This window comes from Pseudomonas sp. DL, assembly GCF_047199225.1.
Taxonomy (GTDB): Bacteria; Pseudomonadota; Gammaproteobacteria; order Pseudomonadales; family Pseudomonadaceae; genus Pseudomonas; species Pseudomonas aeruginosa.
The window spans coordinates 1,596,223-1,613,995 of sequence record NZ_CP178323.1; the positions used below are offsets into that span (position 1 = coordinate 1,596,223).

14 protein-coding genes are annotated in these 17,773 nt (G+C 67.8%); 6 read left to right on the plus strand and 8 right to left on the minus strand.

Going from position 1 to position 17,773, the window contains the following annotated elements; all coding sequences use genetic code 11:
* The first annotated feature begins 10 nt into the window (after positions 1 to 10).
* From pheC to rarD, 3 genes are all read left to right on the plus strand, one after another.
* Complete coding sequence (pheC, locus tag ACI766_RS07440) at positions 11 to 817, plus strand: cyclohexadienyl dehydratase (RefSeq protein WP_003092003.1); 807 nt, start codon at positions 11 to 13, stop codon at positions 815 to 817.
* A 93-nt stretch (positions 818 to 910) separates the two neighbouring features.
* Positions 911 to 1,771, plus strand: a complete 861-nt coding sequence (locus ACI766_RS07445) for a carboxylate/amino acid/amine transporter (protein ID WP_003092000.1) — start codon at positions 911 to 913, stop codon at positions 1,769 to 1,771.
* Positions 1,768 to 2,667, plus strand: coding sequence for an EamA family transporter RarD (gene rarD / locus ACI766_RS07450; protein WP_003091995.1), 900 nt, complete (start codon positions 1,768 to 1,770; stop codon positions 2,665 to 2,667). Before ACI766_RS07445 ends, rarD begins: the two co-directional genes overlap by 4 nt.
* A gap of 20 nt (positions 2,668 to 2,687) precedes the next feature.
* Here rarD and ACI766_RS07455 read toward each other — a convergent pair whose 3' ends face one another.
* Positions 2,688 to 3,284 carry a C40 family peptidase gene (locus ACI766_RS07455; RefSeq protein ID WP_003103763.1) on the minus strand — a complete coding sequence of 199 codons (597 nt, stop codon included), beginning with the start codon at positions 3,282 to 3,284 and terminating at the stop codon, positions 2,688 to 2,690.
* 456 nt (positions 3,285 to 3,740) lie between these two features.
* Between ACI766_RS07455 and ACI766_RS07460 the strand changes: the two genes are divergently transcribed.
* A complete protein-coding gene (locus ACI766_RS07460) occupies positions 3,741 to 5,435 on the plus strand; it encodes an NAD-dependent malic enzyme (RefSeq protein ID WP_003103761.1) in 1,695 nt (564 codons plus the stop codon).
* Positions 5,436 to 5,556: 121 nt separating this feature from the next.
* Here ACI766_RS07460 and ACI766_RS07465 read toward each other — a convergent pair whose 3' ends face one another.
* From ACI766_RS07465 to ACI766_RS07480, 4 genes are all read right to left on the minus strand, one after another.
* The gene (locus tag ACI766_RS07465) at positions 5,557 to 6,015 is read right to left on the minus strand and encodes an NUDIX hydrolase (RefSeq protein ID WP_003113894.1); all 459 of its coding nucleotides are present in this window, start codon (positions 6,013 to 6,015) and stop codon (positions 5,557 to 5,559) included.
* The gene (locus tag ACI766_RS07470; protein WP_003160806.1) at positions 6,012 to 6,554 is read right to left on the minus strand and encodes a dihydrofolate reductase family protein; all 543 of its coding nucleotides are present in this window, start codon (positions 6,552 to 6,554) and stop codon (positions 6,012 to 6,014) included. The genes ACI766_RS07465 and ACI766_RS07470 overlap by 4 nt, the downstream gene beginning before the upstream one ends.
* A gap of 19 nt (positions 6,555 to 6,573) precedes the next feature.
* Positions 6,574 to 7,902: a mechanosensitive ion channel family protein gene (locus tag ACI766_RS07475; RefSeq protein WP_003103754.1), complete on the minus strand. Its 1,329-nt coding sequence runs from the start codon at positions 7,900 to 7,902 to the stop codon at positions 6,574 to 6,576.
* 167 nt (positions 7,903 to 8,069) lie between these two features.
* Positions 8,070 to 9,437 (minus strand): MFS transporter, encoded by a 1,368-nt coding sequence (locus ACI766_RS07480; protein ID WP_412828493.1) that lies wholly within the window; start codon positions 9,435 to 9,437, stop codon positions 8,070 to 8,072.
* Positions 9,438 to 9,622: 185 nt separating this feature from the next.
* Between ACI766_RS07480 and ACI766_RS07485 the strand changes: the two genes are divergently transcribed.
* Positions 9,623 to 10,963, plus strand: a complete 1,341-nt coding sequence (locus ACI766_RS07485; protein ID WP_016852586.1) for a DEAD/DEAH box helicase — start codon at positions 9,623 to 9,625, stop codon at positions 10,961 to 10,963.
* Between the two features lie 121 nt (positions 10,964 to 11,084).
* Here ACI766_RS07485 and ACI766_RS07490 read toward each other — a convergent pair whose 3' ends face one another.
* A complete protein-coding gene (locus ACI766_RS07490; protein WP_003103747.1) occupies positions 11,085 to 12,800 on the minus strand; it encodes an MFS transporter in 1,716 nt (571 codons plus the stop codon).
* Positions 12,801 to 13,016: 216 nt separating this feature from the next.
* Here ACI766_RS07490 and ACI766_RS07495 point away from each other — a divergent pair, with 216 nt between their 5' ends.
* The gene (locus ACI766_RS07495) at positions 13,017 to 14,342 is read left to right on the plus strand and encodes a phospholipase (protein ID WP_003117534.1); all 1,326 of its coding nucleotides are present in this window, start codon (positions 13,017 to 13,019) and stop codon (positions 14,340 to 14,342) included.
* A gap of 357 nt (positions 14,343 to 14,699) precedes the next feature.
* On the opposite strand, the gene ACI766_RS07500 is transcribed toward ACI766_RS07495, so the two are convergent.
* Positions 14,700 to 14,930, minus strand: coding sequence for a YheU family protein (locus tag ACI766_RS07500; RefSeq protein WP_003091959.1), 231 nt, complete (start codon positions 14,928 to 14,930; stop codon positions 14,700 to 14,702).
* Positions 14,931 to 14,981: 51 nt separating this feature from the next.
* Entirely contained in the window at positions 14,982 to 17,738 is a 2,757-nt protein-coding gene (locus ACI766_RS07505; RefSeq protein ID WP_014602640.1) for a hybrid sensor histidine kinase/response regulator, read from the minus strand.
* Between the last annotated feature and the right edge of the window lie 35 nt (positions 17,739 to 17,773).

A 17,773-nucleotide genomic window follows, 5' to 3' on the forward strand; every position in this document is an offset into this window, starting at 1 on the left:
AGGAGTCGCCATGCCGAAGTCATTCCGCCATCTCGTCCAGGCCCTGGCCTGCCTTGCGCTGCTGGCCAGCGCCAGCCTCCAGGCGCAGGAGAGCCGCCTCGACCGCATCCTCGAGAGCGGCGTGTTGCGCGTCGCCACCACTGGCGACTACAAGCCCTTCAGCTACCGCACGGAGGAGGGCGGCTATGCTGGCTTCGATGTGGACATGGCGCAGCGCCTGGCCGAGAGCCTGGGGGCCAAGCTGGTAGTGGTGCCGACCAGTTGGCCGAACCTGATGCGCGATTTCGCCGACGACCGCTTCGACATCGCCATGAGCGGCATCTCGATCAACCTGGAGCGCCAGCGCCAGGCGTATTTCTCGATTCCCTACCTGCGCGACGGCAAGACGCCGATCACCCTCTGTAGCGAAGAAGCGCGTTTCCAGACCCTGGAGCAGATCGACCAGCCGGGCGTGACGGCCATCGTCAACCCCGGCGGCACCAACGAGAAGTTCGCCCGGGCGAACCTGAAGAAGGCCCGGATCCTGGTGCATCCGGACAACGTGACGATCTTCCAGCAGATCGTCGACGGCAAGGCCGACCTGATGATGACCGACGCCATCGAGGCCCGCCTCCAGTCGCGTCTGCACCCGGAACTCTGCGCCGTGCATCCGCAGCAACCCTTCGACTTCGCCGAGAAGGCCTACCTGCTGCCGCGCGACGAGGCCTTCAAGCGCTACGTCGACCAGTGGCTGCACATCGCCGAGCAGAGCGGCTTGTTGCGCCAGCGCATGGAGCACTGGCTCGAATACCGCTGGCCCACCGCGCACGGCAAGTAATACAGGGCCGGCGAGGGTGGCCGCGGGCCCGCGCGGCCTTCCTTGGCGGCGGCAAAAACGTTATGGTCGGCGCCCCATCCTGGTGCCTGGTCCATGCGTTATCTACTGTTCGTCACCGTCCTCTGGGCGTTCTCCTTCAACCTGATCGGCGAGTACCTCGCCGGCCAGGTCGACAGCTACTTCGCCGTGCTTACCCGGGTCCTTCTCGCTGGCCTGGTGTTTCTCCCGCTGACCCGCTGGCGCGGCGTCGAACCGCGTTTCGTCGGCGGGGTGATGCTGGTCGGCGCGCTGCAGTTCGGCATCACCTACGTCTGCCTTTACCTGAGCTTCAACGTGCTGACGGTGCCCGAGGTGCTGCTGTTCACCGTGCTGACGCCGGTCCACGTGGCCCTGTTCGATGACCTGCTCAACCGCCGCTTCAACTTCTGGGCCCTGGCCGCCGCGCTGGTGGCGGTGCTGGGCGCGGCGATCATCCGCTACGACGGGATCACCGGCGAATTCCTCCAGGGCTTCCTGCTGCTGCAACTGGCCAACGCCACCTTCGCCGCCGGCCAGGTGCTGTACAAGCGCCTGGTGCGCAAGTACCCGTCCGAGCTGCCGCAGCGCCAGCGCTTCGGTTATTTCTTCGTTGGCGCGCTGCTGGTGGCGTTGCCTGCCTGGCTGCTGTTCGGCGATCCGCAGCGCCTGCCGGCCGGCGAGCTGCAATGGGGCGTACTGGTATGGATGGGGCTGCTGGCCACCGCCCTCGGCCAGTTCTGGTGGAACAAGGGCGCCACCGAGGTGGACGCCGGTACCCTGGCGGTGATGAACAACCTGCACGTGCCGGTCGGGTTGCTGCTCAACCTGCTGATCTGGAACCAGCACGCCGACCTGCCGCGCCTGGCCCTGGGCGGCGCGGTGATCGTCGCTTCGCTGTGGGTCAACCGGCTCGGCCGGCGCGAGGTGCGTGCATGAGGATTTCCGGACAGGGCGTGCTGCTGTCGCTGGCCGCCTCGGTGCTGTTCGTTACCCTGCCGGGCTACGTCCACCTGCTGGAGCCGCTGGACAGCCTGCAGGTGGTGGCGCATCGGGTGGTCTGGTCGATCCCGATGGTATTCCTGCTGGTCGTCGCCACCCGCCAGTGGCCGACCCTGCGCGCCGCCTGGCGCCGGCTGTTCGCCGAGCCCTGGCTGCTGGCCTGCTTCCCGCTGACCGCGGCGATGATGCTGCTGCAATGGGGCATCTTCATCTGGGCGCCGTTGGCCGGGAAAACCCTTGAACTGTCGCTGGGCTACTTCCTCCTGCCGCTGGCGATGGTGCTGGTGGGGCGGGTGTTCTACGGCGAGCGCCTGACGCCGCTGCAGGCTATCGCCGTGGCCTGCGCGCTGGCCGGGGTGCTCCACGAGTTCTGGCTGACCCGCGCGTTCTCCTGGGTCTCCCTGGTCACCGCGCTGGGCTATCCCCCATACTTCATGCTGCGGCGCAGGATGGGCGTGGACGCGCTGTCCGGGTTCGTCTTCGAGATGCTCTTCCTGCTGCCGCTGGCGTTGGCCGCGCTGTACTGGCTGGGCGACGAGAGCCAGGCCTTCCGCGAGGCGCCGCGCCTGTGGCTGCTGCTGCCGATGCTGGGGCTGATCAGCGCGCTGGCCTTCGGCGCGATGATGGCTTCCAGCCGGCTGCTGCCGATGGGGCTGTTCGGGATTCTCAGCTACGTCGAACCGGTGCTGCTGTTCCTGGTGGCGGTACTGTTCCTCGGCGAAGCGTTCCGTCCCGAGCAGCTATGGACCTACGCGCCGATCTGGCTGGCGGTGCTGTTGACCGGCTGGGACAGCGCGCGCCTGCTGAGGAAACAGGCGCGGCGGGGCATCTGAGCGAGCCGCAGGCGCCGGAATCAGCGCTTGCGGGTGCTTTCGACCTGGGCGAGGGTGGTCGGCAGGATGCGCTTGCCGGCCAGGTAGTGGCGTTTCCAGTAGCTGCTGTTGAGGTCGGAGACGCGGACCTTCTTGCCGCGCCGCGGCGCGTGCACGAAGCGGTCGTTGCCGACGTAGATGCCGACGTGGTCGACGCTGCGGCTGCGGATCCGGAAGAACACCAGGTCGCCCGGTTGCAGCTTGCCGCGGGAGACCTTGTTGTTGTCCATGTTGTAGATGGCGCGGGCGGTCCGCGGCAGGTCGACGTCGTCGACGTCCTGGAACACATAGTTGACCAGGCCGCTGCAATCGAAGCCTTTCTTCGGCGTGGTGCCGCCCCAGCGGTAGGGGGTGCCGATCATGCTGAAGGCGCGGTCGGTGACTTCGGAAGCGGCGGCCGCGACCACCGAGCGGTTGGCGGACTGGCGGGTGCTGACGACCCGGCTGGGCGACAGGGTGGAATTCTTCGACGGCTTGAAGGTGTGGGTGACCTGGTTGGAAGCCAGGCTGGGCGTCGAGAGGGCGGCCAGAAGGGCCGCGAAGCCTACAGACAGGCATGTCAAAAAGGGTGAACGCATTTCGGCATGTCTTCGCGTGCGTGAATAACGGTCCAGGCTTCCGCTGGTTCGTGGTTACTCTCTGTTCATCGGAGTGTCTTCTGGGTGACCGGAACGAGCCCTCCTGACTCTTCCGACCAGGCCGTCAAACGAAACGGCCAACTGCTTCCGGGCCTGGATGCATTCAGGTTGTCCCGGCGATAACGGGCTTCACGAAGGAAAATCGGGGACTCATCGGCGTTCCCAGCGTATTCCCCTACGAAAGCGGCGGCTATTGTGACCTATTTTGACGCCGGCCTTCTGACCATTCGTCGAATGATCGGTTCCGGATGTGACGCGCCGGTTTCGCCGTGCAAGTGGCGATACTTGCGGGTCCGGCAATGACCTGTTGTTCGCCGTGGCCTTGGAAAGCCTCTGCGCCGGGGGTATGTTCGTGGTCCCCGTACCCGAGTGAAGCCCGTAGAAGCGAGTCCAGATATGACCGAAACAGCCAAGCGTCCCTTGTACGTTCCCCATGCCGGCCCTTCGCTGCTGGAGATGCCGCTGCTGAACAAAGGCAGCGCGTTCAGTACCCAGGAACGCATCGATTTCAACCTGCAGGGCCTGCTGCCGCACAACATCGAGACCATCGAGGAGCAGACCGAGCGCGCCTACAGCCAGTACAACCTGTGCAACACCGATCTGGACCGCCACATCTTCCTGCGCTCGATCCAGGACAACAACGAGACCCTGTTCTTCCGCCTGCTCGAGGAGCACCTGGAAGAAATGATGCCGATCATCTACACCCCCACGGTCGGCCAGGCCTGCCAGGAGTTCTCGAAGATCTACCGGACCCACCGCGGCCTGTTCATCTCCTACCCGGACCGCGAGCGGATCGACGACATCCTGCGCAGCGCCACCAAGAACAACGTGAAGATCGTGGTGGTCACCGACAGCGAGCGGATCCTCGGCCTGGGCGACCAGGGCATCGGCGGGATGGGCATCCCGATCGGCAAGCTGTCCCTGTACACCGCCTGCGGCGGTATCAGCCCGGCCTACACCCTGCCGGTGGTGCTGGACGTCGGCACCAACAACCCGGACCTGCTCAACGACCCGATGTACATGGGCTGGCGCCACGAGCGGGTGAGCGGGGCGCAGTACGAGGAGTTCGTCGACCTGTTCATCCAGGCGATCAAGCGCCGCTGGCCCAACGTCCTGCTGCAATTCGAGGACTTCGCCCAGACCAATGCCATGCCGTTGCTGGAGCGCTACAAGGACGAGCTGTGCTGCTTCAACGACGACATCCAGGGCACCGCCGCGGTGGCCGTGGGCACCCTGCTGGCGGCTTGCAAGGCCAAGGGCGAGAAGCTCAGCGAGCAGACCGTGACCTTCGTCGGCGCCGGCTCCGCCGGTTGCGGCATCGCCGAACAGATCATCGCCGCCATGCAACTGGAGGGCCTGGACGAGGCCCAGGCGCGTCGGCGCATCTTCATGGTCGACCGCTGGGGCCTGCTCACCGACGACATGAGCAACCTGCTCGACTTCCAGCACCGCCTGGCGCAGAAGCGCGCCGATCTCGGTGCCTGGGGCGGCCAGCAGGGCGACGACCTGGCGTTGCTGGAAGTGATCCGCAATGCCCGGCCGACGGTGCTGATCGGCGTCTCCGGGCAGCGCGGGCTGTTTTCCGAAGAGGTCATCCGTGAGCTGCACAGCCATTGCAAGCAGCCGCTGGTGATGCCGCTGTCCAACCCGACCTCGCGGGTCGAGGCGACTCCGCAGGAAATCCTCAACTGGACCGACGGCCAGGCGCTGGTCGCCACCGGTAGCCCGTTCCAACCGGTGCAGGTGGGCGACAAGCGGATTCCCATCGCCCAGTGCAACAACGCCTATATCTTCCCCGGCATCGGCCTGGGGGTGATCGCCGCGCGGGCCAACCGGGTCACCGAAGGCATGCTGATGGCCGCGGCCAACGCCCTGGCCAACTGCTCGCCGATCGTTACCCAGGGCGAGGGCGCCGTGTTGCCGGCGCTGGGCGACATCCGCGAGGTCAGCAAGCGCATCGCCGTCGCCGTGGCCAAGCAGGCCCAGGCCGAGGGCAAGGCCCTGCATACCAGCGACGAGGTACTGAACGACGCCATCGAGGCGAACTTCTGGTTCCCGCGCTACCGTGCCTACCGCCGGACTTCGTTCTGAGGCTCAGCCGCAGGCTGCGCACGGGGGAGAGGCGTTAACCGCCGATATTCCGCGCGATCGGTGCGAGAACGCGAAAAGGCCACCCCGAGGTGGCCTTTTTCGTTGACGGTAGCGCTAGCGCTCAGCGCACATGATCGGGGCGCGTCCGGTGTTCGGCCTGGGTTTCCGGGTTTTCCGCCGCGCGCCGCGCCAGGGCCGGCAGGACATGATCGCGCAGCAGCGGCGCGAGATTGTCCGGCTGCGCTTGGCCGGGGACCAGCCAGGCCAGTTCCTCCAGCTCCGCCTGCGCACAGACGGCGTGGGGCAAGCGGGCGACGTAGATATCGGCATCGACGCGGGTGTTCGCCTCGTTGGCCGCCGGCGCCTGGAAGCTGCCGAGGTGCTCGAAGGTCGAGGCGCCCATCGGCAGGCGCAGTTCCTCCAGCAGTTCGCGCTGTAGCGCGGCGAGGGGCGTTTCGCCCGGCTCGCGCTTGCCGCCCGGGAGCATGAAGGCCTGGGTGCCGCGCTTGCGCACCAGCAACAGGTTGCCCTGGTCGTCGAACAGGCAGGCGGCGGAAATGCTCAGCAGGTTGTCGGTCATTGCGGGTCGTCCTCGGCGATCACCTGGTAGCGCATCTGTACGATGCCGCTGTTGTAGCCATGTTGTTCCAGCAGTTGCAGGCGCCGCTCGCAGCCGCCGGCGAACAGCGGGATGCCGGCGCCGAGCAGCTGCGGAATGACGCTGACGATCACCTCGTCGAGCAGCCCGGCCGCCAGGCAACTACCGGCGAGGCTGCCGCCGCCGGCCAGCCAGACCCGCCGGCAGCCCTGTTCGCCGAGGCGTGCGAGGCCTTCCTGGGGCGTGCCATGGCGCAACTCGACGCCTTCCACCGCGCTCTCCCGGGGATTGCGGGTGAGCACCTGGCAGGGCTTGCCCGGATACGGCCAGTCGCCGAAGCCGCGCACGATATCGTAGGTGCCGCGGCCCATCAGCAGCCCGTCGATGCCCTGGTAGAAGCCGTTGTAGCCATGGTCGTTGCCGCCCTCGGCGAAACGGTCGAGCCAGTCGACGCTACCGTCGGGACGGGCGATGAAGCCGTCCAGGCTGGTGGCGACGTAGTAGATCAGGTGCGGTTTCATGGACGGCGCTCCCCTCGCTTCAGACAGTGGCTTCGTCGCTGCGGCTCGGTGCGGCCAACGCCTCGAACGAACGGGCCTCGGCGTCACGCCCTTCGAGCATGCCCTGCAGCCCCTGGCGCAGGTCCTGGCCGCTGGGCTGCTGGTAGGCGCCGAGGCCGAACTCCGGCATCACCGCCAGCAGGTAGTCGAACACGTCGCCCTGGATGCGCTCGTAGTCGACCCAGGCGGTGGTGCGGGTGAAGCAGTATATCTCCAGCGGGATGCCCTGGGCGGTCGGCTGCAACTGGCGGACCATGCAGGTCATGTGCGGATGGATGTCCGGATGGTTCTGCAGGTAGGCGAGGGCGTAGGCGCGGAACGTACCGATGTTGGTCAGCCGGCGGCGGTTGGCGGCCAGCGGGGCGACCCCGCCGTTGGCGGCATTCCACTCCTGCAACTCGGTCTGCTTGCGGGCCATGTATTCGGTGAGCAGGCGCACCTGGCTCAGGCGCCGCTCTTCCTTTTCGTCGAGGAAACGCACCTGGCTGGAGTCGACGTAGATCGCCCGCTTGATCCGCCGTCCGCCGGACTGCTGCATGCCGCGCCAGTTCTTGAACGACTCCGACATCAGGCGCCAGGTCGGCACCGAGACGATGGTCTTGTCGAAGTTCTGCACCTTCACGGTGTACAGGGTGATGTCCACCACGTCGCCGTCGGCGCCGACCTGCGGCATCTCGATCCAGTCGCCGACTCGCAGCATGTCGTTGCTGGTGAGCTGCACGCTGGCGACGAAGGACATCAGGGTGTCCTTGTAGACCAGCAGGAGGACCGCCGACATCGCGCCGAGGCCGGACAGCAGCAGGAGCGGCGAGCGGTCGATGATGATCGAGACGATGATGATCGCGCCGAACACGAACACGGCGATCTTCGCCAGTTGCACGTAGCCCTTGATCGAGCGGGTGCGGGCGTGCTCGGTACGCGCGTAGATGTCCAGCAGGGCATTCAGCAGCGCGGTGAGGGCGAGGATCAGGAACAGCACGGTGAAGGCCAGTGCCAGGTTGCCGAGGAAGTGCGCGGCCTTGTCCGGCATCTCCGGGATCCACGGCAGGCCGAATTGCACCAGCAGCGAGGGCGTGGTTTGCGCCAGGCGCTGGAACACCTTGTTGCGGATCAGGTCGCCGAGCCAGTGCAGCGCGGGCTGGCGGGCGAGCAGGTTGGCGGCGTAGAGGACGATGTAGCGGGCCACCCGGCCGAGGATCAGGGCGCCCACCAGCAGCAGGCCGAAGGCCAGGCCGGCGTGCAGGATAGGGTGTTGGTCGAGCGCCGACCAGTACCCGGAGAGCTGGTCGAGAAGGGATGTGGAGTCCATGGACAGGCGACTTCCTTTGTAGCGGGCGGGGGGGACGGGCCGGCCCCGCGGTTGAACGGAGATCCCGACGCGGGGGCCAGGAACGCACAAAGGAACCAAGAGTGCCCCATCGGGCGCCGGATCGCATCCCCGACGTGTCTACAAAGGTTTTCCGCCGACGCGCGGGCTCAGCCGGCAAGCTCCTCCAGGGTGCGCCCGCGGGTCTCGATGCCGAAGGCCCAGACCACCAGGGCGGCGACGCCGAAACAGAGGGCGCCGAGGGTGAACACCCCGCCCTGGCCGGTGAGCGGCAGGGCCAGCCCGGTGACCAGCGGGCCGAGCAGCGAGCCGATCCGCCCGACCGCCGAGGCGAAGCCCGAGCCGGTGGCGCGCGCGGAGGTCGGATAGAGTTCCGGGGTATAGGTGTAGAGCACCGCCCACATGCCGAACAGGAAGAATTGCATGGCCAGGCCGAAGCCGATCAGCAGCGCCAGGCTGCCGCCGAACACCGCGGTCTGGCCGTAGGCGTAGGCCATCGCGCCGCCGCCGAGGAGCATCAGCACGCAGCTCGGCTTGCGGCCCCAGCTTTCCACCAGCCAGGCCGCGCAGAGGAAGCCGGGTATCCCGGCCAGCGAAATCAGCACCGTGTAGTACACCGACTGGGTGACGGCGAAGCCGGATTGCTGGAGCAGCGCGCTGAGCCAGGAGGTCAGGCCGTAGAAACCGAGCAGGGCGAAGAACCACAGGCCCCAGACGGTCAGGGTGCGGCGCCGGTAGGCTGGCGACCAGAGTTCGGCGAAGGCGCTGAAGAAGCCCGGACGGCTGCGTTCCCGCTGTGGCTGGCGCAGCGGCGGCGGCAGCTCGGTCAGGCCCAGCGAACGCATCACCCGTGCTTCTATGTCGCGCAATACCCGGTTCGCCTGTTCGCGCCGGCCGGCCTGCTCCAGCCAGCGCGGCGACTCGGGAATCAGGAAGCGGATGGCGAGGACGAACACCGCCGGCAGCGCCAGCACCAGGAAAATGCTGCGCCAGCCGGTCAGCGGCAGCAGGAAGTAGGACAGGCAGCCGGCAGCGACGAAGCCCAGCGGCCAGAAGCCGTCCATCAGCGCAATGTACTTGCCGCGGCGGCTGGCCGGGATCATCTCCGACAGCAGCGACTGGGCGATGGGAAACTCCATCCCCATGCCGATCCCCAGCAATACCCGGTAGAAGGTCAGGCTGTCGAGGTCGCCGGCGGTGGAGCACAGGTAGCTGGCCAGGCCCCAGAGGACGATGCTGGCCTGGAATACCGGCTTGCGCCCGAAGCGGTCGGCGAGCATGCCCGACAGGGCCGCGCCGATCACCATGCCGAAGAAGCTCGAGCTGGCCAGCAGCCCGGCCTGCGCCGAGTCGAGCCCGAACTCGGCTTTGATCGAGCCGAGCAGGAAGGTCATCATCGCCAGGTCCATCGAGTCGAAGAAGAACGCCAGCGCGATGATCACGAAGACCAGTCGGTGATACGGACTCAGCGGCAGCCGTTCGAGGCGTTCGGCGGCGGATGCGGGCGCGTCGGGCATGACCTGGTTCCTCTGGGCGGCGGGCGTCGAACGAGTCTGCGATCGCCGCCCGCGCCGTGCTTGCCTGGCGGCGACCCGGCGTCGAGCCGATTGCGACGCCGGCGCTGGCCGTCGCGCCGCGCGAATAAAGCCTGCGCGCCGGCGCGGCAACCGTTAGGCTATGCACCTGTCCATTTTCACGTGCAATGCCGAGGTTTCCCTTGTTCAGCCAATTTCCCCTCCACGAACGCCTGCTGAAGGCACTGGAAAGCCTGTCCTTCAGCGAGCCGACGCCGGTCCAGGCCGCGGCCATTCCCAAGGCGCTGGAGGGGCACGACCTGCGGGTCACGGCGCAGACCGGCAGCGGCAAGACCGCGGCCTTCCTGCTGCCGCTGCTGCACCGCCTGCTGGCCGAGGACAAGCCGCGCTCCCTGGCGCGCGCGCTGATCCTCCTGCCGACCCGCGAGCTGGCCCAGCAGACCCTCAAGGAAGTCGAGCGCTTCGCCCAGTTCACCTTCATCAAGGCCTGCCTGATCACTGGCGGCGAGGACTTCAAGGTGCAGGGCGCGCGCCTGCGCAAGAACCCGGAGATCATCATCGGCACCCCCGGCCGCCTGCTCGAGCAGCGCAACGCCGGCAACCTGCCGTTGCAGGACATCGAGGTGCTGGTGCTGGACGAGGCCGACCGCATGCTCGACATGGGCTTCGCCGACGACGTGCTGGCCCTGGCCAATGCCTGCCCGGCCGAGCGCCAGACCCTGCTGTTCTCCGCCACCCACAGCGGCGCCGGGTTGAACAAGGTGATCGCCGAGGTGCTGCGCGAGCCGCAAGTGCTGCGCCTGAACCAGGTCGGCGAGCTGAACGAGAATGTCCGCCAGCAGGTCATCACCGCCGACGACGTGGCGCACAAGGAACAGTTGCTGCAATGGCTGCTGAGCAACGAGACCTACACCAAGGCCATCGTCTTCACCAATACCCGGGTCTCCGCCGATCGCCTGACCGGGCGGCTGATCGCCAACCAGCACAAGGTCTTCGTCCTGCATGGCGAGAAGGACCAGAAGGACCGCAAGCTGGCCATCGAACGCCTGAAGCAGGGCGCGGTGAAGATCCTCGTCGCCACCGACGTCGCCGCACGCGGCCTGGACGTCGAAGGCCTGGACCTGGTGATTAACTTCGACATGCCGCGCAGCGGCGACGAGTACGTGCACCGCATCGGCCGGACCGGTCGCGCCGGCGCCGAGGGCCTGGCGATCTCGCTGATCTGCCATGGCGACTGGAACCTGATGTCGAGCGTCGAACGCTACCTCAAGCAGAACTTCGAACGACGCAACATCAAGGAACTGAAGGCCGCCTACCAGGGGCCGAAGAAACTCAAGGCGTCGGGCAAGGCCGCCGGCAGCAAGAAGAAAAAGCAGGACAGGAAGGGCGCCGCCGCCAAGCCCGCGGCCAAGCGCAAGCCCGCCGCGCGGCCGAAGGCCGGGCCGTCGGCGGTGGTCAGCGCCGACGGCATGGCGCCGCTCAAGCGCAAGAAGCCGACGGCGGAGTGATCGCGCGCCGCCGACCGCTTCGGAGGGCGGATAACCGTTTGCTGTTATCCGCCGCGCCGGCGTTGGATGGCGGATAACGCCGCTGGCGCTGTCCGCCCCGGGGGACTGCCTGGCCCCGTTCTCAGCTCCCCGCCGTCGCGCCCGCCTCGTCGTTGGCCGGCGGCGTGGCGCTCTTCACCAGCGGCGTATCGTAGCTGCTCGCCTCGTAGCTCACGCAATGGCGGATCTGCGGCGGACCGTCGCCGGCATGCAGGGCGGTGACGTTGTCGATGACGATCTTGTCGGCCAGGGTCATGCGGTCGAGCATGCGCAGGTGCTGGATCCAGTTGTCCACCAGGAACAGTTCCTGCCAGACCTCCGGGTTGCTCACGTCGCGGAACAGCGACCAGCGCTCCGCGCCGTTGCGCAGGCGCAGGCGGCGCAGCGGCTGGGCGGCGCGAACGAAGTCGCGGGTGCGCTCGGCGGGAATCCGGTATTCGATGGAGACCAGCACCATGCCCCGCCGCGTGTTGAAGACGAAGCTCGGCTGCCCGGGCATGCTCGCCGGCGCGCGGGAAATACTGGCGGCGTCCATTTCCGGCAGGCGCGAGTTGTACAGGAGGATCACCGAGGCCAGCAGCAGGCAGCCGGCGGCCAGCAGCGCGCCGTGCACGGTCATGGTCTCGGCGAGATGGCCCCAGAGGAACGAACCCAGCGCCAGGCCACCGTACAGCGCGGTCTGGTACAGCGCCAGGGCGCGCGCCTTGATCCAGTCGGGGACGAGGATCTGCACCGCCGAGTTGTAGGTGGCGAGGGCGCCGATCCAGCAGCCGCCACCGAGGATCAGCACCGGGAACAGGACCCAGAGGTTGTCCACCAGGCCGAGGGTCAGCAGGATCAGCGCCAGGGTGAAGCCGGCCAGGCTGATCAGCCGGCTGCTGCCGATCCGCTGGCGCAGGCGCGAGACCTGGGTGCTGCCGAGGATCGCGCCGAGGCCGAGGGCGCCGAGCATGTAGCCGTAGATCGCCGCGTCGCCGTCCGGGTTGCGGTGCGCCAGCAGCGGCAGCAGGGCCCAGACCGCGCTGGCAGAGAGGCCGAAGGCGAAGGAGCGCATCATCACCAGGCGGGTGACGGTGGAGTACTGGGTGAAGCGCAGCGCCGCGGTGACGCCTTCGAGGATGCCTTCCGGCGGCAGGCTGCGCTTGGGCACGTCGCGCCGCCACTGCCAGATCGCCCAGATCAGGGCCATGTAGCAGAAGCTGTTGAACAGGAACACCCAGGCCGGTCCCACCGCGCTCAGCAACAGGCCGCCGAGGGCCGGGCCGGCGGCGCGGGCGACGTTGTAGTTGACGCTGTTGAGCAGCACCGCGTCGCTGACCATGCGCGCCGGCACCTGCTCGTTGACCGCCGCCTGCCAGGCCGGGATGGTCACCGAGCCGCCGAGGGAGATCCAGAGGATGGAGATGATCAGCAGCACCGGGTCGAGGTAGCCGAGGAAGGCCAGCAGGGTGGCGAACATCGCTCCGGTCATCTCGAAGCTGAGCCCCCAGAGCATGATCTTGCGCCGGTCGTGATTGTCGGCGATGACCCCGGAGAGGATCGACAGCAGCACCAGCGGCAGTGCCGCGGCGACCTGGATCATCGCCACCATCAGCGGGCTGGCGTGGGCGTCGGTGACCACCCAGGCGGCGGCCACCGACTGGGCCCAGGTGCCGAGGTTGGCGAACAGGTTGCAGATCCAGATGATGCGGAAGGCCTGGATCGAGAACGGCGCCCAGGTGCCGGTGCGTTCTGGCTTGGCCGCTTGGCCTTCGGGTTTGAGGGGCAGGTCGTGCTTGGGCGAAACGGACTGGAGCATCAGATGGGTGCCTTGTATCAGCGTGCCTGATGTCGGGAAAGTCTAGCCGCCTGGCGCCTGGGCGCCATTGATGGCGGTCATGGGGCCGGCCCGGCGTGGATAGACATTGGTCCGATGGCGCTATCGGAGAGTTCCGATGTCCAGGCAGGACAGTGCCCTGGGTGTCCCGCATTGGTAGGCTTGCCGGCACCGAGTCGAGACAAGAGCGAAAAGCCGATGAAGTTGCTGTTGCGTTGCCTGCTGCTGGGGGCGTGGGTCGTCTCGCCGAGCCTGTGGGCCTGGTCCAACCATACGGTGGGCAGCTACCTGGCATTGCGCGAGCTGGCGGCCATCCGCGAGGCGCCGGAAGTCGAGGTGGAGCCGCTGGAGGCGTTCCTCGCCGCCGAGCGCGGCGGACTGGCCGCCCTGCTGGACGAGCAGGAAGCCTACGCCCGCGCGCATATCGGCAACTACCCGGCGCGTCCGGACGCCCTGCGCTTCGCTGCCGAGGGCGAGGCCGGCGACTTGCGTCAGGCGTTCCTCGCGGCGCTGCGGGTCAACCCGGAGATCCGCCTGGCGCTGGCGCTCCAGCCGCTTCCCGGGCAGGACCAGCCGCAGCGTCCGCACCTCAAGCCACAGGAGGTGCTGGTGTTCCAGAACCTCTCGCCGTGGACCGCCTGGCGTTTCATCCGCCTGGAGCCCGGCGAGCGAGTCGCGCCCCTGGCAGTGCTGGCCACCGCCGCCGACGAACCGGACTACGGCCACGACATCAACCTGTTCAGCGACAACCCCGGCGAAGCCGGCCAGCGCTACGGCTTCGGCACCCAGCCATTCGGCGACCCGCGCTTCGAGTTCAGCTCCCAGGCGCCGTTCCACATGGGCTTCTATCACGAGGCGGCGGTGATCTACAGCGGCGCGCCGTTCCTCGCCCGGGCCTGGCCGGAATGGCGTGCCTACCAGTACTTCGGTCTGTCCCGCTTCGCCTTCGCCAACGGTCATCCCTACTGGGGCTACCGGTTCCTTGGCTGGGGCATGCACTACATCCAGGACATCACCCAGCCCTACCACTCCACGCCGCTGCCCGGAGCCAGCCTGGCGGCGATGCTACAGATGGAGGGCAAGGCATTGCTCGGCTACCCGGAGGAAAAGCAGGCGGCCATCGAGCGTGTCGCGAACCGCCATACCGCGGTGGAGAAATACCAGTTCGACTGGCTGCGCCAACTGCTCCGCGACGGCCGCCCGCAGCCGATGCTCGACGCCTACGCCGACACCCGCCGCGACGGTGCCTATCCGGCCTATTCGCCGACCTACTTGCGCGAGGTGGTGGCCGCCGAGTCGAACGCCCACGCCGCGGCCTTCGACGCCGCCATCGGCGAATGGCTGGCCGCCCGCCCGGCCTCCGCCGCGCAGGACTTCAGCGAGAGCAACCAGCCACGCCCCGAGGCCCACGACAATGCGGGGCTGAACGCGCAACTGATCGAGCTGATCGGGCATTTCGGCGCGCATAGCCGGAACATCGTCAGGGCGGCGTTGGAGACGGAGGAGGGTGGGGCGAAGGAGTGAGGGGGCGGCGGATAAGCGGCGGATAACCGCGAGCGGTTATTCGCCCTACGGAGCGGGGGCACTGTCCGGCTTTTTCGGGGTGTGTAGGGCGAATAACGCCATGGGCGTTATCCGCCGATGTCGCGGATGAGCGGCGGATGACCGCGAGCGGTTATTCGCCCTACGGAGCGGGGACGCTGTCCGGCGTTTCCGGGGTGTGTAGGGCGAATAACGCCATGGGCGTTATCCGCCGATGTCGCGGATGAGCGGCGGATGACCGCGAGCGGCTATTCGCCCTGCGGAGCAGGGGCGCTGTCCGGCGTTTCCGGGGTGTGCAGGGCGGCGAACCCGCCCCGCCAGGCGGGGCGATGCCGAGACTTAGTCGCGCAACAGCTCCGCAGGCACCTCGCTGCGCAACATCAACTGGCACTGCTGGCTCTCCGGGTCGAACAGGATCACCGCCTCGCCCCGCCGCAAGGCATGCCGGGCGCGTTCTACACGCACGTCCAGCGGGGTCTCGTCGCCATTGTCGGTGCCTTCGCGGGTGACGAAGTCTTCCAGCAGGTTGTTCAGGGTGTCGGCTTCGAGCAGGTCGTGGGGGATCAGCATTGGCGGTACTCCGGGATGGCGGCGAATGCTAGCGCGACGCATCGCGCACTGTCATGCCTGTCGCGAAGGCTGGCCGAGTAGGCGTTCGAGGGTGGCATAGAGTTCCGCCCGGTCCACCGGCTTGCCGAGGTAGGCGTCCATGCCAGCCTCGATTCCGGCCCGGCGGTGTTCGTCGAGGATGTGCGCGGTCAGGGCGACGATCGGTACGCGTGGCCAGCCCTGGGCACGCTCCTCCCGGCGGATCAGGCGGGTCGCCTCGAAGCCGTCCATTTCCGGCATCTCGCCATCCATCAGGATCAACTGGATGCCGTTCGGATCGCGCAGGTACTCGTCCAGCGCGAGCCGTCCGTTGCCGGCCAGGCGCACCGCGTAGCCGCGCTTGGCGAGGAAGCCGCGCACCACCAGCTGGTTCACCGGGTTGTCCTCGGCGACCAGGATGCATGGGGCGTCCAGGCGTTCGTCCGGGGCCGCCTCGCTGCTCCGCCCTGGCTGTCGGCGCCGCTCCCGGTACAGTTCCAGCAGGGCTTCGCGCAGGGCCTTCACCGCCACCGGCTGGGCCAGGGCCAGCAGGCGCAGGCCTTCGTGCGGCGGCAGGTCCTGGCAGTGCTGCGGCGGGCATAGCAGGAGGATGCGCTGGCCTTGCTCCAGTTGCGCATAGAGGGTGTCCAGCCAGATCGACGGCGGCCCCGGCCAGGGCGCCGCCAGGACCAGCAGGGGCGGTGCGCTGAAGTCCTCCAGGTAGGCGTTCAGCCGTCTCGGCTGCAGGCAGCGTTCGACCCGCAGCCCCCAACGCTCCAGCAATGCCTGCAGGCAGTCCAGGGTCAGGTTGTCCTCGCTGGCCAGCAGGGCCGGGCGGTGTTGCAGCAGTTGCGCCAGTTCATCCGCTTCGCCGGCGTCGAGGGCGGGGCTGAGCGGCAGGTCGACGCTGAACCGGGTGCCCTTGCCCGGCTCGCTGCTCACCTCGATGCGCCCGCCCATCATCTGCACCAGCTCCCTGCTGATCGCCAGGCCCAGGCCGCTGCCGCCGTAGCGGCGGGTGGTGCTGGAGTCGGCCTGGGAGAAGGATTCGAACAGGGTCTTCTGCGCCTGGGCGGATATCCCGATGCCGCTGTCGCTGACGCTGTACAGCAGGCGCTCGCGTCCGCCCTCGTCGAAGCGCCGCTGCACGCGCACGGCGACATGGCCTTCGGCGGTGAACTTGAGGGCATTGCTGAGCAGGTTCATCAGTACCTGGCGCAACCGCGTCGGGTCGCCGTTGAGGCGGCGCGGCACGCCCCTGTCCAGGCCGAGATGCAGGCGCAGGCGTTTTTCCACGGCCTGGGCGCTGAACAGCGCCAGGGTGTCGGAGAGCAGTTCCTCCAGGTCGAAGTCGATGCGCTCCAGGTGCAGCTTGCCGGACTCGATGCGAGCGTAGTCGAGGATATCGTTGATCACCGACATCAGCGCGCTGCCGGAGCTGGCGATGGTCTCCACGTAGGCCGCCTGGCCGCGGTCCAGCGGGGTGTCGCGGAGCAGTTGCAGCATGCCCAGCACGCCGTTCAGCGGGGTGCGAATCTCATGGCTCATCTTCGCCAGGAAGCGGCTCTTCGCCTCGTTCTCCACCCGCGCCTGCTCGGCCGCCTGGCGCGAGCGGAAGCCTTCCTCCTTGAGCGCATTGATGCGGTCGGCGAGGCCGATGGACAGGGTCACCAGTTCCACGGTCATGCCGATCTTGACCACGCTGCTGCCGAACAGGCCGAACAGTTCGAAGCCCAGCGAGGCGGCGGTGGTGACCAGGAACGACAGCAGCAGCGCGCCCCAGGCCAGGATGTAGTAGAGGCCGTAGCGCAGGCCCTGGCGCCAGACGTGGACGCCTGCCAGCAGCAGGCTGAGGGAGACCAGCATCACCGTCAGGCTGGCGAGGACGTTCCAGGCGCGCAGCCCCACCAGCGGCTCGCTGGCCAACAGGACCACGCAGGCCAGCAGCAGGCCGCGGAGGAAGCGGTCGAGGCGCGGGAAGTCGCGGCGGGTGTAGAGGTAGCCGCGGCTGAACTGGATCGACACCAGGCAGCTCAGGTACATCAGCAGGTAGATGCCGGCCGACTCCAGCGCCACATGTCCGGGCAGCAGCTTGAACAGCAGGCCGTCGAAGCTGGCGGAAAACAGGCCGAGGCTGAGGTTGTACAGCAGGTACCAGGCATAGGTGGCCTCGCGTAGCGAGACGAAGAGGAACAGGTTGTAGCAGAACAACCCGAACAGCACCCCGTAGAAGGCCCCGTTGAAGCCCATCAGGGTTTCCTGGCTGGCCGCGCTGGCCGCGTAGGTGCTGAAGTACAGCGGCACGTAGACGGTGCTGGTGCTCTGCACGCGCAGCAGCAGGGTGCTCTCGCCGGGCGGCAGTCGCAGCGGGAACCAGAAGTTGCGCACTTGCACCGGGCGCTGGGAGAAGGCGAACAGGTCGCCGCTCTCCTGCTGTTCGATGCGCCCATCGGCGGTCAGCAGGTAGACCTTGAGGTCGTCCAGCAGCGGGTAGTTGATCTCCAGGAAACCGGCCAGGTCGGTGCCGTTGCGGTTGTCCAGGCGCACCCTGAACCACCAGGCTGCGGCGTTCTTACCGAAGTTCGCGTGGTCGCCGCGCAGGGCGGCGAAGGCCTGCGCCGGCAAGGCGAGGATGTCGCCCAGGCGCGCCTTGCCGCCGGCGTCGCGGTAGTACTCGGCGTACTCGCCCAGGGACAGGCGCAGGTCCTCTCCGTCCAGCGGTGCGGGCGGCTGCGCCCGGGCCGGCAGCGCGCAGCAGAGCAACAGCAGGACCAGGCAGAGTCGAGACATGCAACTACTCCATGGACACGAGTCGGCACGCATGA

Bases quoted from the DNA above. Each gene is read 5' to 3' on its own strand.
- pheC (WP_003092003.1), top strand. From the start codon at position 11: ATGCCGAAGTCATTCCGCCATCTCGTCCAGGCCCTGGCCTGCCTTGCG.
- ACI766_RS07445 (WP_003092000.1), top strand. From the start codon at position 911: ATGCGTTATCTACTGTTCGTCACCGTCCTCTGGGCGTTCTCCTTCAAC.
- rarD (WP_003091995.1), top strand. From the start codon at position 1,768: ATGAGGATTTCCGGACAGGGCGTGCTGCTGTCGCTGGCCGCCTCGGTG.
- ACI766_RS07455 (WP_003103763.1), bottom strand. From the start codon at position 3,284: ATGCGTTCACCCTTTTTGACATGCCTGTCTGTAGGCTTCGCGGCCCTT.
- ACI766_RS07460 (WP_003103761.1), top strand. From the start codon at position 3,741: ATGACCGAAACAGCCAAGCGTCCCTTGTACGTTCCCCATGCCGGCCCT.
- ACI766_RS07465 (WP_003113894.1), bottom strand. From the start codon at position 6,015: ATGACCGACAACCTGCTGAGCATTTCCGCCGCCTGCCTGTTCGACGAC.
- ACI766_RS07470 (WP_003160806.1), bottom strand. From the start codon at position 6,554: ATGAAACCGCACCTGATCTACTACGTCGCCACCAGCCTGGACGGCTTC.
- ACI766_RS07475 (WP_003103754.1), bottom strand. From the start codon at position 7,902: ATGGACTCCACATCCCTTCTCGACCAGCTCTCCGGGTACTGGTCGGCG.
- ACI766_RS07480 (WP_412828493.1), bottom strand. From the start codon at position 9,437: ATGCCCGACGCGCCCGCATCCGCCGCCGAACGCCTCGAACGGCTGCCG.
- ACI766_RS07485 (WP_016852586.1), top strand. From the start codon at position 9,623: ATGCCGAGGTTTCCCTTGTTCAGCCAATTTCCCCTCCACGAACGCCTG.
- ACI766_RS07490 (WP_003103747.1), bottom strand. From the start codon at position 12,800: ATGCTCCAGTCCGTTTCGCCCAAGCACGACCTGCCCCTCAAACCCGAA.
- ACI766_RS07495 (WP_003117534.1), top strand. From the start codon at position 13,017: ATGAAGTTGCTGTTGCGTTGCCTGCTGCTGGGGGCGTGGGTCGTCTCG.
- ACI766_RS07500 (WP_003091959.1), bottom strand. From the start codon at position 14,930: ATGCTGATCCCCCACGACCTGCTCGAAGCCGACACCCTGAACAACCTG.
- ACI766_RS07505 (WP_014602640.1), bottom strand. From the start codon at position 17,738: ATGTCTCGACTCTGCCTGGTCCTGCTGTTGCTCTGCTGCGCGCTGCCG.